This window comes from Streptomyces sp. CG4, from assembly GCF_041080655.1.
Classification (GTDB): Bacteria; Actinomycetota; Actinomycetes; order Streptomycetales; family Streptomycetaceae; genus Streptomyces.
Window position 1 is genome coordinate 5,373,906 of record NZ_CP163525.1, and the last position, 14,456, is coordinate 5,388,361.

General features: G+C 73.9%; 13 protein-coding genes and 1 pseudogene. 8 read left to right on the forward strand and 6 right to left on the reverse strand.

The window, feature by feature from the left end:
• The first annotated feature begins 423 nt into the window (after positions 1 to 423).
• On the forward strand, positions 424 to 1,515 hold the full coding sequence (locus AB5L52_RS24505) for a hypothetical protein (protein WP_369366200.1): 1,092 nt from the start codon (positions 424 to 426) through the stop codon (positions 1,513 to 1,515).
• Between the two features lie 199 nt (positions 1,516 to 1,714).
• Positions 1,715 to 2,341 (forward strand): haloacid dehalogenase-like hydrolase, encoded by a 627-nt coding sequence (locus tag AB5L52_RS24510; protein ID WP_351029150.1) that lies wholly within the window; start codon positions 1,715 to 1,717, stop codon positions 2,339 to 2,341.
• On the opposite strand, the gene AB5L52_RS24515 is transcribed toward AB5L52_RS24510, so the two are convergent.
• A complete protein-coding gene (locus AB5L52_RS24515) occupies positions 2,317 to 2,568 on the reverse strand; it encodes a hypothetical protein (RefSeq protein ID WP_351029149.1) in 252 nt (83 codons plus the stop codon). The two genes, AB5L52_RS24510 and AB5L52_RS24515, sit on opposite strands and share 25 nt — an antisense overlap.
• 175 nt (positions 2,569 to 2,743) lie before the next feature.
• On the opposite strand from AB5L52_RS24515, the gene AB5L52_RS24520 reads away from it, so the two are divergent.
• Entirely contained in the window at positions 2,744 to 3,127 is a 384-nt protein-coding gene (locus AB5L52_RS24520) for a cold-shock protein (protein ID WP_351029148.1), read from the forward strand.
• 18 nt (positions 3,128 to 3,145) lie between these two features.
• Here AB5L52_RS24520 and AB5L52_RS24525 read toward each other — a convergent pair whose 3' ends face one another.
• The 4 genes from AB5L52_RS24525 to AB5L52_RS24540 form a co-directional block, all read right to left on the reverse strand.
• A complete protein-coding gene (locus AB5L52_RS24525; RefSeq protein WP_351029146.1) occupies positions 3,146 to 3,994 on the reverse strand; it encodes a 1,4-dihydroxy-6-naphthoate synthase in 849 nt (282 codons plus the stop codon).
• Positions 3,984 to 4,730 carry a futalosine hydrolase gene (locus AB5L52_RS24530; RefSeq protein WP_369366202.1) on the reverse strand — a complete coding sequence of 249 codons (747 nt, stop codon included), beginning with the start codon at positions 4,728 to 4,730 and terminating at the stop codon, positions 3,984 to 3,986. The genes AB5L52_RS24525 and AB5L52_RS24530 overlap by 11 nt, the downstream gene beginning before the upstream one ends.
• Positions 4,703 to 5,200, reverse strand: a complete 498-nt coding sequence (locus AB5L52_RS24535) for a DUF2771 domain-containing protein (RefSeq protein ID WP_351029142.1) — start codon at positions 5,198 to 5,200, stop codon at positions 4,703 to 4,705. Before AB5L52_RS24535 ends, AB5L52_RS24530 begins: the two co-directional genes overlap by 28 nt.
• A gap of 543 nt (positions 5,201 to 5,743) precedes the next feature.
• Positions 5,744 to 7,141: an MFS transporter gene (locus AB5L52_RS24540; protein WP_351029141.1), complete on the reverse strand. Its 1,398-nt coding sequence runs from the start codon at positions 7,139 to 7,141 to the stop codon at positions 5,744 to 5,746.
• Between the two features lie 266 nt (positions 7,142 to 7,407).
• Between AB5L52_RS24540 and AB5L52_RS24545 the strand changes: the two genes are divergently transcribed.
• Together AB5L52_RS24545 and AB5L52_RS24550 are read left to right on the forward strand one after the other, a co-directional pair.
• Complete coding sequence (locus AB5L52_RS24545) at positions 7,408 to 8,334, forward strand: DUF3027 domain-containing protein (RefSeq protein WP_351568647.1); 927 nt, start codon at positions 7,408 to 7,410, stop codon at positions 8,332 to 8,334.
• Positions 8,335 to 8,805: 471 nt separating this feature from the next.
• Positions 8,806 to 9,717 carry an esterase/lipase family protein gene (locus AB5L52_RS24550; RefSeq protein WP_369366204.1) on the forward strand — a complete coding sequence of 304 codons (912 nt, stop codon included), beginning with the start codon at positions 8,806 to 8,808 and terminating at the stop codon, positions 9,715 to 9,717.
• A 6-nt stretch (positions 9,718 to 9,723) separates the two neighbouring features.
• Here the strand turns inward: AB5L52_RS24550 and AB5L52_RS24555 are convergent, their stop codons facing one another.
• A complete protein-coding gene (locus AB5L52_RS24555; protein ID WP_369368962.1) occupies positions 9,724 to 10,137 on the reverse strand; it encodes an ATP-binding protein in 414 nt (137 codons plus the stop codon).
• Positions 10,138 to 10,178: 41 nt separating this feature from the next.
• Here AB5L52_RS24555 and AB5L52_RS24560 point away from each other — a divergent pair, with 41 nt between their 5' ends.
• From AB5L52_RS24560 to AB5L52_RS24570, 3 genes and pseudogenes are all read left to right on the forward strand, one after another.
• Positions 10,179 to 10,649 (forward strand): LLM class flavin-dependent oxidoreductase, encoded by a 471-nt coding sequence (locus AB5L52_RS24560; RefSeq protein WP_369366206.1) that lies wholly within the window; start codon positions 10,179 to 10,181, stop codon positions 10,647 to 10,649.
• A 69-nt stretch (positions 10,650 to 10,718) separates the two neighbouring features.
• Positions 10,719 to 11,071, forward strand: a pseudogene (locus AB5L52_RS24565) (ATP-binding cassette domain-containing protein); the annotation flags it as partial.
• Positions 11,072 to 11,155: 84 nt separating this feature from the next.
• Positions 11,156 to 14,314: a sacsin N-terminal ATP-binding-like domain-containing protein gene (locus AB5L52_RS24570; protein ID WP_369366208.1), complete on the forward strand. Its 3,159-nt coding sequence runs from the start codon at positions 11,156 to 11,158 to the stop codon at positions 14,312 to 14,314.
• The last annotated feature ends 142 nt before the right edge of the window (positions 14,315 to 14,456 follow it).

Below are 14,456 nucleotides of genomic sequence, written 5' to 3' on the forward strand. Positions count from 1 at the left end.
ACGGGGCCGGGGCGGGGGGCGGCGGTGACGAGGGCGGGGGCGGGGTGCGGTGGAGACGGGGACCCGGGGCGGAGGATGGCGGTGACGGAGCCGGGGCGGGGTGCGGTGGAGACGAGGGCGGGGGCAGGGTGCGGTGGAGACGAGGTTGGTGGCGGCGGTGACGGGGGCTCGGGGTGGAGGGCGGCGGTGACGGGGGTCGGGGGCGGGGCGCGGCGGAGACAGAGGCCGGAGTGGAGGGCGGCGGCGACGGGGCCGGGGTGCGGCGGTGACGGAGACGGGGTCGGGGGCGGAGGGCGCGCGGTGGCGGTGACGGGGGCTCGGGGCAGAGGCGCGCGGTGGGGGTAACTCCGGCGCCGGGCGGGGGAGAAGAAGCGGTACCGTCCTCAGCGGGGTTTCATCACCGTCACCCCGGAGGGGTTTCCGTTGGGGATCGAGAGCGACCAGGTCGTCTACGAGTACCTGAGCCGTGTCGGAGACATCGCTCAGCAGCGGCAGCTGCCGTCGGGCACGCGGATGCGGCTCGTGACCGAGCTGCGCAACGAGATCGACCGGCACCGGGCCGAGGCGACCGCCGACAGCCCCGCCGCGGTCCGCCGCATCCTGGACCGCCTGGGCACTCCCGACGAGGTGGTCTCGGCGGCGGGCGGTACGTCGGGTACGTCGGGTACGTCCGGCGCGGGCTGGGGGGCGCAGTCGTCCGCCGCGGCCGTGCCCGTGCGGCCCGCGCCGCGCGAGCGAAGGCCGGAGCCGGCGGACGGAGACGGCGACGGGACGAAGGGCAGGGGCCTACGCGGAGTCGTCCCCCGTTCCTCCCGTTCCCCCCGCTCCTTCCCCCGCCCCCGCTCGCGCGCCGCCGAGGCCGAGCCCGCCGTCCCGCGCGACACCCCGTCCCCGCCGCACCTCGCCGCTGCGCACGAACTCGGGGACAGCGCCGTACAGCCCGACTGGTGGCGGGTGGCCGGCAACCCCTTCGGGGGCGCCGCCGAGACGACCGACTCGGTGCCGGGGTTCGTCGGCGGTGTGGAGATCCCGGAACTGCTCAAGCGGCCGCCCAGGCCGACGGAGGAGACGGCGGGGCCGGGCCCGGAGAAGGCGGAAGCGGTCGAGGCCGAGCCCGAGCCCGAGCTCGAAGCCACGCCCGCCCGGCGTCGCCGCCGTCTGATGCCGCGTCCCGCCGCGGGCTGGACCAACCCGCTCCTGTTGCTGGCCGCCGCCGCGCTGGTGGCCGGGGCGGTGCTCGGGAACTGGTTCGCTCTGCTGCTCGGCTGGGTGATCGCCTACGGCTCCCGGCGGCTGACCCCCGCGGAGACCAAGCTGGCCGTCATGGTGCTGCCCGGCACCGCGATCGCCGCCGGACTGGTCTGGCTGTGGGGCCGCGACAACGGCCGCTGGGGCACCCCCATCGCCCAGGGCCACATGAACGACGCGATCGCCGAGACGTGGCCCTGGGTGGTCCGAGGCGCGGCAGTGGCCTCGGCCCTGTACCTGGTCTGGCGCTCCCAACGCCGCAGGTAGGCCCCGCCCCGGGCGGGTTTAGCTCGCCCGCAGCTACGGCGCGATGCAGCTACGGCGCCTGCACCCCCCCAGGGGCGCGGGGAACTGCGCGACCAGCCACCACGCACCCGCACCCGGCAACGCACCCGCACCCGGCAACGCACCCCCACCCCCGGCGCCGCAAACCCGCCCGGCCGAACCGCCGGAGGCACCCGGCACAATGGCCGATATGACTCTCACCGTCGGCTTCGACCTCGACATGACCCTGATCGACTCCCGGCCGGGGATCCACGCCTGCTACGTGGCTCTGGCGGAGCGGACCGGGACGTACATCGACGCCGATCTGGCGGTGACCCGGCTCGGCCCGCCGCTCCTGGACGAACTGGCCTACTGGTTCCCGCAGGAGCAGCTCCCCGCGATGGTCGAGCTGTACCGGGAGATGTACCCGTCGATCGCCATCGCCGCGTCGCCCGCCATGGCAGGCGCACGGGAGGCGATAGCCGCGGTGGCCGCGGCCGGCGGCCGGACGATGGTGGTCACGGCGAAGTACGAGCCCAGCGCCAAGCTGCACCTGTCCCACGTCGGCATCGAGCCGGACGTGGTCGTGGGCGACCTGTGGGCCGAGCGGAAGGCGGAGGCGCTGCGCGAGTACGGCGCGGGCGTCTACGTCGGCGACCACGTCGGAGACGTACGCGGGGCCCGTACGGCCGGAGCGCTGTCGGTCGCCGTGGCGACCGGCCCCTGTCCCGCCGACGAACTGCGCGCCGCCGGAGCGGACGTCGTCCTCGATGACCTGTCCGCCTTCCCGGCCTGGCTGACCGGCTACCGGGCGGCGGCCCGCGCCTGACGGCGGCCCGAGGCGACCGAGCGCAGCACACCCGCGCCGGCCAGCAGGAAACCGACACCCATGAGCATGCTCATGCAGTACATGTACGTCGGAAACGGCTTCGCGCCGAGGAACAGCGGTGTCACCGTGACGAGCGTGGCCACGGCGCCGACGAAGAAGACGATCGCACCGGCACGGATCAGTCGGTCACCGGGCGCGGCGGAATTCGTTTGGGTTTTGTCACGCACCGGACCAGGGTAGTTCCCAGCGCGAGAGAACAACCGGGGGACGTCTTGTCACCCGCCCCGAGACCATTACGCTTGGTAGCGGCGGGTCACGGTCGACCCGCTCTACTGCTATCAAGAGCACTTTCCGAGCAGCAGAAGCAGCAGCTCCCAACTAGTACGAGGACGAGGACAGACGGTGCCGACCGGGCGTGTCAAATGGTTCAACAGCGAGAAGGGCTTCGGCTTTCTCTCCCGCGACGACGGCGGTGACGTCTTCGTCCATTCCTCTGTTCTCCCCGCCGGAGTCGACCAACTCAAGCCGGGACAGCGCGTGGAGTTCGGCGTCGTGGCCGGTCAGCGCGGTGACCAGGCGCTGTCGGTGACCGTGCTGGACCCGGCCCCGTCGGTCGCCGCCGCCCAGCGCAAGAAGCCCGACGAGCTGGCCTCGATCGTGCAGGATCTGACGACCCTCCTCGAGAACATCACGCCGATGCTCGAGAAGGGCCGCTACCCGGACAAGGCCTCCGGCAAGAAGATCGCCGGCCTGCTGCGGGCGGTCGCCGACCAGCTGGACGTGTAGCCGCAGGCAGCAAACCCGTCAAGGGAAAGCGAGCGCATCCGGGCCGAGGGGCGGCAGCAGCCCCTCGGCCGCCGCACGTGTGAGCAGCCCGCGGATCGCCGCGTAGCCGTCCTCGCCGAGGTCGGCGGTGAACTCGTTGACGTACAGCCCGATGTGCTGGTCGGTGACGGCCGGGTCCATCTCCTGGGCGTGGGCCATGACATACGGCCGGGACACCTCGGGTTCGTCCCAGGCGGCCCGCACGGAGGCCCGGACGGCGTCGGCGAGCCGCGTCAGCGTGTCCGCGCCCAGCGAGCGCTTGGCGACGATCGCGCCGAGCGGGATGGGCAGTCCGGTGGTCCGCTCCCAGTGCTCGCCCATGTCGGCCAGCTTGTGCAGGCCGTAGTCCTGGTACGTGAACCGGGCCTCGTGGATGACCAGTCCGGCGTCCACCTTGCCGTCCCGCACGGCCGGCATGATCTCGTGGAACGGCAGGACCACGATCTCGCCGACCCCGCCGGGGAGGGTGTCGGCCGCCCAGAGCCGGAAGAGCAGATACGCCGTCGACTTCTCGCTGGGCACCGCGACCGTACGGCCGGTCAGGTCGACCCCGGCCTCCCGTGTGAGCACCAGCGGCCCGCAGCCCCGCCCCAGCGCACCGCCGCACGGCAGCAGCGCGTACTCGCCGAGGATGTACGGCAGGACGGCGTACGACACCTTCAGCACGTCGAACTCACCGCGCTCGGCCATGCCGTTGGTGAGGTCGATGTCGGCGAAGGTCACGTCCAGCGCGGGGGCGCCGGGGACGCGGCCGTGGGCGAGGGCGTCGAAGACGAAGGTGTCGTTGGGGCAGGGCGAGTACGCGATCTGCAACGGTTCACTGGTCATACGGTGTCCAACTCTCCAATGCGGGCGCGAGCTTCCCGAAGGACTCGGTGAGGGCGGTGAGGGCGTCGCCGATGCGCCAGGCGGCGCGGTCGCGCGGGCCGACCGGGTTGGAGACCGCGCGGATCTCCAGCACCGGCACCCCGTGCGCGGCGGCCGCCTCCGCCACCCCGAAGCCCTCCATGCCCTCGGCGAGCGCGCCGGGGTGCCGCTCGCGCAGGGCGGCGGCGCGGGCGGCGGTGCCGGTGACGGTGGAAACGGTGAGGATCGTGCCGGTACGGGAGCCGGTCGCCTCGGCGACGGCGCGCACGGCCGAGTCCGGCGGGCGGTGGGTGATGGTCCCGAAGCCCAGTTCGGTGACCGGGAGGAAGCCGTCGGCGGTCTCGGCGCCCAGGTCGGCGACGGTGATCGCGTCGGCGACGACGAGCGAGCCGACGGGCGCCCCGGGCTGGAAGCCGCCGCCGATCCCGGCGCAGACGACCAGGTCGTACGGGGCGCCGTCGAGGGCGGCGGCGGTCAGGGCACCGGCGGTGGAGGCGGCGGCGCGGGCCGGGCCGACGCCCGCGGCGAGCAGATCCCAGCCGCCGGCGGTACGGCTCAGCGGCGCGCCGGGCAGCCGTATCTCGGTCGCGGCGCCGGTGAACGCCCGTGCCACCGCGTCCCGTTCGGCCGGGACCGCGGTGGCGACGAGGATGCGTACGGAGGCCGTGGTCAGGCCTTCGTCAGCTTGAACGACCACATGCCCTGGTTGGACTTGTCGCCCATGCGGATCGTGACCGTGTTGGTGTCGCCCTGGGTGCCGTACTGCTGGTTGAAGAACGCGCTGCCCGGGATGGTGCGGTAGGTCTTCTTGCTGACGTCGGTGAACTGCTGGCCGTTCACCAGGAGGACCCAGCCGGCGTCCGCGATCTTCGGGTCGACGCCGAAGCGGACCGTCTCGTCCTGGTCGACCTTGATCGACTTGGCCTTGCCGACGTTCTTGACGCAGTTCGTCAGCGACTTGGCGTCCAGCGCGTTGCCGTCGTTGTAGCACATGGCCTCGGAGTTGACCGAGCCCGTGCCGACGGTGACCGTCGCGACGGGCGACGGCTTCTCGCAGGCCGTGAGGGCGAGCAGTCCGGCGGTAACGGCGCCGGCGGCGGCGACGGCGCGGCGGCGTCGCACAGCGCGTGGTACATCAGCGGCTTCGCCGCGGGGCAGCGTGGTCATGGCGGAAGGCTATCGGGCGCCCGGACCCCTCCCCCCACGTGGGGTGCGGCGTGCCTGGTTCGTTACGCCAGCCGTGCCCACCACCGGGAAAACGTGTCCGGTTCGTTACGCCGGGCCAGGTCAGACCGCTACCGGACCGACCGGGCCCCGGGACGCGCTGGCTGGCCGCGGTGTCCGGGCCGACCTCGGAACTCGCCGGCCGGGCTCTGGTGTCCTGGTCGGCCCCGGAACTCCGGAAACGTCAGGCCACGCGAGGCCGGGCGCGGCCCTGGTGTCCCCGCCGGCCTCGGGACTCGCCGGCTGGCTCTGGTGTCCTGGTCGGCCCCGGAACTCCGGGAACGCCAGGCCACGCGGGGCCGGGCGCGGCCCTGGTGTCCCCGTCGGCCTCGGGACTCGCCGGCTTGGTCCCGGAGTCCCGGCCGGCTTCGGAACTCGCCGCCCGGCCGCGGTGTCCGGGCCAGCCTCGGAACTCGCCGGCCGGGCCCCAGTGTCCTGGCCGGCCCCGGAACTCCGGGAACGTCAGGCCGCGCGAGGGCGGGAACGTCAGGCCACGCGGGGCCGGGTGCGGCCGCCGTGGCGGGCCGAGGCGAGCAGGCCCTTCAGGGTGGTCAGCCAGCCGACGGCCACGAACGCCGCGCCGATCAGCAGACCGACGGTCCCGTTGAGCGGCAGCACGATGCCGACGGCGCCGCCGAACACCCACGCCATCTGCAGCAGCGTCTCCGAGCGGGCGAACGCCGAGGTGCGCACCAGCTCCGGCACGTCCCGCTGGATCAGCGCGTCCAGCGCCAGCTTGGCCAGCGCCTGGCCGAACCCGGCGACGGCGGCCAGACAGGCCACCAGAAACGCCCCGAAGAACACGGCGGCCACGATCGCCGTACCGAGCACCACCGCGACGACGGTCACGATGATGATCTCCGGGGCGCGGGATCTCAGCCAGGCCCCCACGGCCGTGCCCAGCGCGTTGCCCACCCCGGCGGCGACGCCCACGATCCCGAGCGAGACCGCCGCGCTCTCCCCGGTCAGCGGATGCTCGCGCAGCAGGAAGGCCAGGAAGAAGATCAGGAAGCCGGACAGACAGCGCAGGGCGGCGTTGGCGCCGAGCGCGTGCGTGACGGCGGGCCCCACGGTCCGCAGCCCCGGCCGTTTCGCCGCCTGTTCCTTTCTGCGCGGCCCGTGCAGATGCTGCTCGTCGGCCGCGAGCAGCGCCACGTCCTCACCCCGCGCCGAGTCCACCTTGGGCGGCAGGGAGAACGACAGGAACGTTCCCCCGACGAAGATCACGAAGGCGCCGTACAGCGGCCAGGGATCGCCGACTTTGTGCAGCCCCGCCGCGACCGGCGCGGCGACCCCCGTGGCCAGCAGCCCGGCCAGGGTGACCCGCGAGTTGGCCTTGACCAGCGAGAACCGGGGCGGCAGCAGCCGCGGTACGACGGCGCTGCGGACCACCCCGTACGCCTTCGAGGCGACCAGCACCCCCAGCGCGGCGGGATACAGCTCCAGGCTGCCGCTCGCCACGGCGCCCGAGATCACCAGCGCGAGCAGCGCACGGGCCAGCATGGCCCCGGCCATCGCGGCGCGCCGCCCGTGCGGCAGCCGGTCCAGGAGGGGCCCGATGACCGGCGCGAGGACGGTGAAGGGCGCCATCGTGATGGCGAGGTACAGCGCGACCCGCCCGCGTGCCTCGGCGGTCGGCACCGAGAAGAACACCGTGGAGGCGAGCGCCACGGTGATCATGACATCGCCGGCGCCGTTCACCGCGTGCAGCTCGATCAGCTTGCCCAGCCCCGACTCGCCCGCACCATGCGCGTGCGTGGCCTTGCGGATGCCCCGGGCGGCCCCGGTGAGGGGAAAGTGCAGGGCACGCCCGACGGAGCGGACGGCGCCGCCGACCCGGCTCGCACCGCCACCCCGAACACGACGCCTGTCCGCGGTCGCCACGTGCTTCATAGTGCCCCGAGAAGGGGGCGGATAGTGCGGTACGGCACGTACGTCATGGGTGGGCGGGTGGGAGAGAATGCCGCGTAGCGGCGACGAATCTCGTTCGGTGTAGCGTGCGTATCTCAGCCATAACGCAGAATGGATGGCAGAGGTGCGCCCGAGCGCGCGGATGCCTGACGTCGATGCGGTCCCCCGGTCCGCTCCGTCGGCCAACCCGCCGGAGGCAGCCGCACTCGACGAGACGGCGTAGGAGAGAAGCGATACCTGTGAGCGCAGCGACAACGCGAAGCCGCACCCCCGACCGTCTGTGCGCCGAGGCGGTCGACCTCGCCCGTGGTGCCGCCGAGGAGGCCGCCGCGCCCGGCGTGGTCGGCGAGCATGCCGGCGTGCTGTCCGAGGGCGACCGCGTTGTGACGCACTTCTTCGAGTGCAAGGAGCCGGGCTACCGCGGCTGGCGCTGGGCGGTGACCGTGGCCCGCGCCTCCCGCGCCAAGATCGTCACGCTCGATGAGGTGGTCCTCCTCCCCGGCCCCGACGCCCTGCTCGCCCCCGAGTGGGTCCCGTGGAGCGAGCGGCTGCGCCCCGGCGACCTCGGCCCCGGCGATCTGCTCCCCACCGACCAGGAGGACCTGCGCCTGGAGCCCGGCTACAGCGGCGAGGAGGAGCCGCTGCCGACCTCGGCGGTCTCGCACGAGATGGCGGAACTGGCGGAGGCGGAGGACGCCGACGTCACCCCGGGCACCCCGGCCGTGCAGCCCGTGGTCCCCACCCGGGGCTCGATCGCCGCCGTCGCCGAGGAACTGGGCATGCGCCGCGCCCGCGTGCTCTCCCGCTACGGCCTCCATGTCGCGGCGGACCGCTGGGAGGAGTCGTACGGCCCCAAGACCGCGATGGCCCAGGCCGCCCCGGCGACCTGTCTGACCTGTGGCTTCCTGAGCCCCATCGGCGGCTCCCTCGGCCAGGCCTTCGGCGTCTGCGCCAACGAGTTCTCCCCGGCCGACGGCCGCGTGGTCTCCCTGGCCTACGGCTGCGGCGGCCACTCGGAGGCCGCGGTCATGCCGAAGCCCCCGCAGCCGGCCGCGCCGGTCATCGACGAGACGCGGGTCGACCCCTTCCCGCTCCGCCCGGCCCGCGACTCGGGCTCGGTCCCGGAGGCGGGCGACGAGGAGACGGCGGAACTGGGCCACTCCTGAGTGGAGCCGAGTCGCTCTTGAGCGGAGCCGAGTCGTTCCTGCGCGGAGCCGGTTTGCTCCTGAGTGAATCCTGACCGCTCCTGAGCGGAACGGGGCGAATCCTGCACCCGGGCCAACGGCGGCCCCCAGGCCCGCAGTTGCCCGGTGGCGCCGGCCGAGCGGGTGAGGCGCCGTACCCGCCTCCACCCCCCTTCCGCTGACGGCCTCCGCCGCCCACCGCTGACCGGATGAAACGGGCTGCTCCATAAGGAGTGCCGCGCGCGTTCGTCTGCCACCGCGGGGTGTCCGCTCCTCGATCATCGCCGGGGCCGGCGCTGGGCCGGCCGCGAGGCGAGGAGTGGCCCGATGGCGGATCAGCGTGTTTCCCGGAGCCTGAGCGTTTCCCAGAGCGTGGGCGTTTCCCCGAGACGGTCGAACCGGCGGGCCGCAAGATGGGCCGCGGCCTGTGCGGGGCTCGCGCTCGCGCTGGGCGTGGCACAGGGTACGGCGGCCGCGGCGACCACCCCCGACCCCCCGGCGCCGCGGGGGCAGCTCCTCGCTGGCCCCGCGGCGCTGATCGGGGGGCTCGTCCACCCGGACGACCCGCCGGCCGGGGCCAACGACTGGAGCTGCAAGCCCACGAAGGAGCATCCGCGCCCGGTCGTCCTGCTCCACGGAACCTTTGCCAACGCCTACGAGAACTGGGGCGTGATGTCCCCGTACCTGAAGCAGCTGGGCTACTGCGTCTTCGCCGCCGAGTACGGCGGGACGCCCGGCAACCCGGTCAAGGCCACCGCCCATGTCCCGGTGTCCGCCGGTGAGATCGCCGACTTCGTCGACCGCGTCCTGAAGTCCACCGGCGCCCACCAGGTCGACCTCGTCGGGCACTCCCAGGGCGGCGGTGTGACGCCCCGCTGGTACCTGCGGTTCGGGGGCGGTACGGATTCCGCGCACCCGGAGAAGAACAAGGTGCACAGCCTCATCGGACTGGCACCGTCCAACCACGGCACGACCGCCTCCGGCCTCGGCACCCTCACCACGAAGCTGGGTCTCAACAAGCCCGTGTCGGCGGTCCTCGGTGAGGCGTACGAGGACCAGTTGGTCGGCTCCGAGGTGAACACGACGCTGGACAAGGACGGGGACACCCAGCCGGGGGTCGACTACACCGTCATCGCCACCAAGCTCGACGAGGTCGTCACCCCCTACACGCACCAGTTCCTGACCGCGGGCCCGAAGGCGACCGTCAAGAACATCACGATCCAGGACATCTGTCCCCGGGACCTCTCCGAACACGTCTCGCTCGCCTACGACTCCAACGCCGCCCAACTCGTCCGCAACGCCCTCGACCCGGCCCACGCCAAGCCGGTCGAGTGCACCGTCACGCTGCCCGTGCTCGGCGGCTGAAGCGAGTCACTCTCGTGAGTGAGTTTCCTGTGTGACACGCACCTCGGCCCACACCGTCTTGCGCGGTGGCAACCCCGGCGCCACTCCCCACTTGTCGGCCAGCGCCTCCACGAGGAGGAGGCCCCGGCCGGAGTCGGCGTCGGGGGCGGGGTGCGTGGTCAGAGGGAGGCGGTCACCGCGCGTGTCCGCCACCTCGATACGGAGGGTGTCGGCGACGGCGTACAGCGTCAGCCGGAAGTCCCGGCCTGTGACCCGGCCATGCGTGGCGGCGTTGGCGGCGAGTTCCGCGACGATCAGTTCCGCCGGGTCCAACGGGATTCCCCAGGAGCGGAGTTGTTCCGCGGCGAGCAGCCGGGCGAGGCGGGCGCCGCGCGGGGTGGCGGACAGCTGGGCGGTGAAGTGGGGGATGGGGGTGGAGATTTGCCTCCTTCGGTCCGGGCTACCCGGCGCTGCAGAAGAGGGTGACGGGCAAGCCGTACGCCAGCCCGCTGACCAGGACCCGGGAGTTCGTCCAGGCGGTGCGCGGCCTGGTGCGCGGCGAGTCGGTCGAGCAGCCCGAGGCCGAGTACTTCCCGATCACCGCCGGGCTGCCCGCGGTCCCGTGCCCGCCGATCCGTATCGGTATCGGCGTGCTGCGTCCGAAGATGGCGCGCCTGGCCGGGGAGATCGCCGACGAGGCCGTGATGTGGATGTGTCCCCCGGACTATCTGCACGACGTTCTCGTCCCGGCCGTCAAGGACGGACTTGCGGGCTCCACATGTCCGCCGCGCACTACCAGGACGCGCTGCGGCACGCGGGACACACCGTCACCGGCAGCGAGGACGACGTACAGAAGATCACGGACGCCGGCCTCTTCCTGTACGGCACACCACGTGACATCCACGACGGGATCGCCCGGTTCGCCGCAGCCGGCGTCGATGAAGTGGTGCTGAACATGGTCGGCGCCGACGGCATCCGCAAGACCGCAGCCGACCTGGACCTTCAGCGTCGCACCCGGCAAAGTGACCGGCTTCCTCGGGCCGAACGGCGCGGGCAAGTCCACCACCATGCGCATGATCCTCGGCCTGGACCAGCCCACCTCGGGCACCGCCCTGGTCAACGGCGTGCCCTACCGGCAGATCGAGCGCCCCTCGTCCAGGTCGGAGCGCTGCTGGACGCCAAGGCCGTACACGGCAAGCGCAGCGCCGAAGGCCATCTGAGAGCCCTCGCCACCAGCAACGGCCTGCCCGCGGCACGCGTCGGCGAGGTACTGGAGACGGTGGGGCTGACCAGCGTCGCGAAGAAGGGGGCCAAGGGCTTCTCCCTGGGCATGGGACAACGCCTCGGCATAGCCGCTGCCCTGCTGGGCTCGCCGGCTACACCGACCTAGAACGCCGCGGACGGCACCACCGGCCGTCGGCGCTGTACCTTCGACCTCACGTCGACGAGGAGAGTGAACGTGAGCAAGTTCGTGCGGCCGGCGGCCGAGGGCGCCGACCCCTTCGGCACGGCCCGTCTGCGCCGTGGCGTGCTCGACGCCTGGGCCACCAGCGCCGCCCGGTTCCGTGAGGACGCCAACGCCGAGGAGGACCTGGTCCTCGGCGGCTACCGGGACCGGCTCGTCGTCGAGCTGGCCCAGAACGCCGCCGACGCCGCCGCGCGGGCCCGGGTGCCGGGGCGGCTGCGGCTCACCCTTCGCGACGGCGTGCTCGTGGCGGCCAACACCGGTGCCCCGCTGGACGCGACCGGAGTCGAGTCACTGTCCACGCTGCGGGCCTCCGCCAAGCGGGACGCCGAGGTCACCCAGGGTGCCGTCGGGCGGTTCGGGGTCGGGTTCGCCGCCGTGCTCGCGGTGACCGACGAACCCGCGATCGTGGGGCGGCACGGAGGCGTGCGCTGGTCCCTCGCCGAGGCGCGGGAGCTGGCCGCCGACGTCGCCCGGCACAGCCCGGGGCTGGGGGACGAGGTCCGGCGCCGGGACGGGCATGTGCCGCTGCTCCGGCTGCCGTTCGCCGCCGAGGGCACCGCTCCCGACCCGTACGACACCGCCGTGATCCTGCCCCTGCGGGACACGGCCGCCGCCGATCTCGCCGAGCGGCTGCTGCACGCCGTCGACGACGCGCTGCTCCTCGCCCTGCCGGGGCTGGAGGAGGTCGTCGTGGAGGCCGGCGACGGGGCGCCGCGCACCCTGCGCCGGCGCGGCGAGGGCGCGATCACCGTCGTGGAGGACTCGCGGGAGGGGACCACGCGCTGGCGTACCGTCGCCGCGCACGGGCCGCTCACCCCCGACCTGCTCGCCGACCGGCCCGTGGAGGAGCGGCTGCGGCCCCACTGGTCGGTGACCTGGGCCGTACCCGAGGACGAGGACGGGCGTCCGGCCCGCCCGCGGACGACCGCCGTCGTGCACGCGCCCACCCCGAGCGACGAGCCCCTCGGCGTGCCCGCTCTGCTCATCGCCTCCTTCCCCCTCGACACCACCCGCCGGCACACGGCCCCCGGCCCGCTCACCGACTTCCTGGTGCAGCGCGCGGCCGATGCCTACGCCGAGCTGCTCGCCGGCTGGCGGCCGGTGACGGAGGGAATCATCGACCTCGTGCCCGGGCCGCTCGGCAAGGGCGAGCTGGACGGGGCGCTGCGCCAGGCCGTGCTGGCGCGGCTGCCGCGAACCGCCTTCCTGCCGCCCGCCGTTCAGGGGCCGGGCGGCGAGGACGAGCTGCCGGAGGCCCTCCGGCCCCGGGACGCCGAGGTGGTGGAAGGCGCCGGCGCGGACACCGTACGGGTGCTCGCCGAGGTCCTGCCCACGCTGCTGCCCGCCGGTCTTGAGCGGCGGGCCGAGCTGCGCACCCTCGGGGTCGCCCGGCTGCCGCTCGCCGACGCCGTCGACCGGCTCGCCGGGCTGGAGAAGGACCCCGAGTGGTGGTGGCGGCTCTACGACAGCCTCGCCGGGATCGACCCCGACCGGCTCTCGGGCCTGCCGGTGCCGCTCGCTGGGGGCACCTCCCAGGCTTTCGGCACTGGGGGAGGGAGGACGACCATCGGGCCCCGGCAGGTGCTGCTGCCCACCCCGGACGCCGCCCGCATCGACGCCGACGTGCTCGGGCGGCTCGGGCTGAAGGTCGCCCACGCGGACGCCGCGCATCCCCTGCTGGAGAAGCTGGGCGCGCTGCCCGCCACCCCGCGCGCGGTGCTCACCACCCCGCAGGTGCGGGCCGCCGTCGCCGCCTCGCTGGACGACGAGGGGATCGGCTGGGAGGAGGACGCCCCGGACGCCGAGGAACTCGCCGACACCGTCCTCGGGCTGGTACGGGACGCGGGCCTCGAACCCGGTGAGGAGCCCTGGCTGGGCGCCCTCGCCCTGCCCGACGAGGACGGCGAACTCGCCCCGGCGGGCGAGCTGGTGCTCCCCGGCAGCCCCTTCACCCGGGTGATCCGCGAGGACGAACTGGCCGCCGTGGACCACGACCTGGCCGAGAAGTGGGGCGAGCAGCCGCTGGCCGCCTGTGGCGTGCTCGCGAACTTCGCGCTCGTCCGCGCCACCGACGTCGTCCTCGACCCGGACGAACTGGAGCCCCGGGAGGGCGACTTCGCCGAGCCCGACGACGCCGGCCTGCTCGACGCCGTCGACGTGTGGAGCGAGGACCTCCTCGACCGCTTCCCGGACAGCCCGGTGCCGCCGGTCGCCACCGAGCTGGTCGCCGTACGCGATCTGGACCTGGTGGACGACGCGCACTGGCCCGAGGCGCTCGCGCTGCTCGCCCAGCCGCCGCTGCGGGACGCCCTCACCCAGCCCGTGCGGATCCTGCTGCCCGACGGCACCCACGAGGTCGTACGGCCGTACACCGCCTGGTGGCTGCGCGGGCACCCGGTGCTCGACGGGCGCCGGCCCGCCGGCCTCCTCGCGGCCGGCGGCGACCCGCTGCTGCACGGGCTGTACGACGAGGCCGACGCCACCGGCTTCGAGGACGAGCAGGTGCTGCGCGCCCTGGGCGTACGGACCTCCGTGGCCGCCCTGCTGGACGAGCCCGGCGGCGCTGCCGAGCTGCTGGACCGGCTGGCCGACCCCGAGCGGCCGGTCACCCCGGCCCAACTCCACGGACTCTACGGGGCGTTGGCCGAGCTGGATCCCGAGCAGGTGACCCTGCCGGACGAGCTGCGGGCCGTGGTCGACGGGCAGGTGGCGGTCGTCGACGCGGGCGAGGCCGTCGTGGTCGACTCGCCGGACCTGCTGCCCTTCACCTCGGGCGTGCCGCTGCTGCCGGTCCGGCCGGCCCGCGCGGCCGAGCTGGCGGAGCTGTTCCAGGTGCGGCGCCTCAGCGAGTCCGTCACCGGCGAGGTGCACTCCGAGGGGGCCGTGCACGACGTACCGGAGCCGGTGCGGGTGCTGCTCGGGCCGCGCACGCCGGAGACCTACGTCGAGCACGAGGAACTGCTCGTGGACGGCGTGGAGATCGACTGGCGGCTCACCGACGACGGCGTCCTGCACGCGGCCACTCTGGAGGGCGTCGCCGCCGGCCTCGCCTGGGCGGCGGGCCAGTGGCCGCGCCGCTTCGAGGTGGCGGCCCTGCTGGAGGACCCGTCCCGCACGGCGGAACTGGCCCGGGACCGCTGGTTCGACTGACGGCAGGAGGCGGGCATTGCCTGCGCCATGAACAGGCAATGCCCGCCCCAAATGTGGCCGACAATCGCTCTTGCCGTACAACCCACTGCGGGGGTCGCGGATCTGATCGCGCGAGTCGACCGACTCCACGATCACTTCTCCC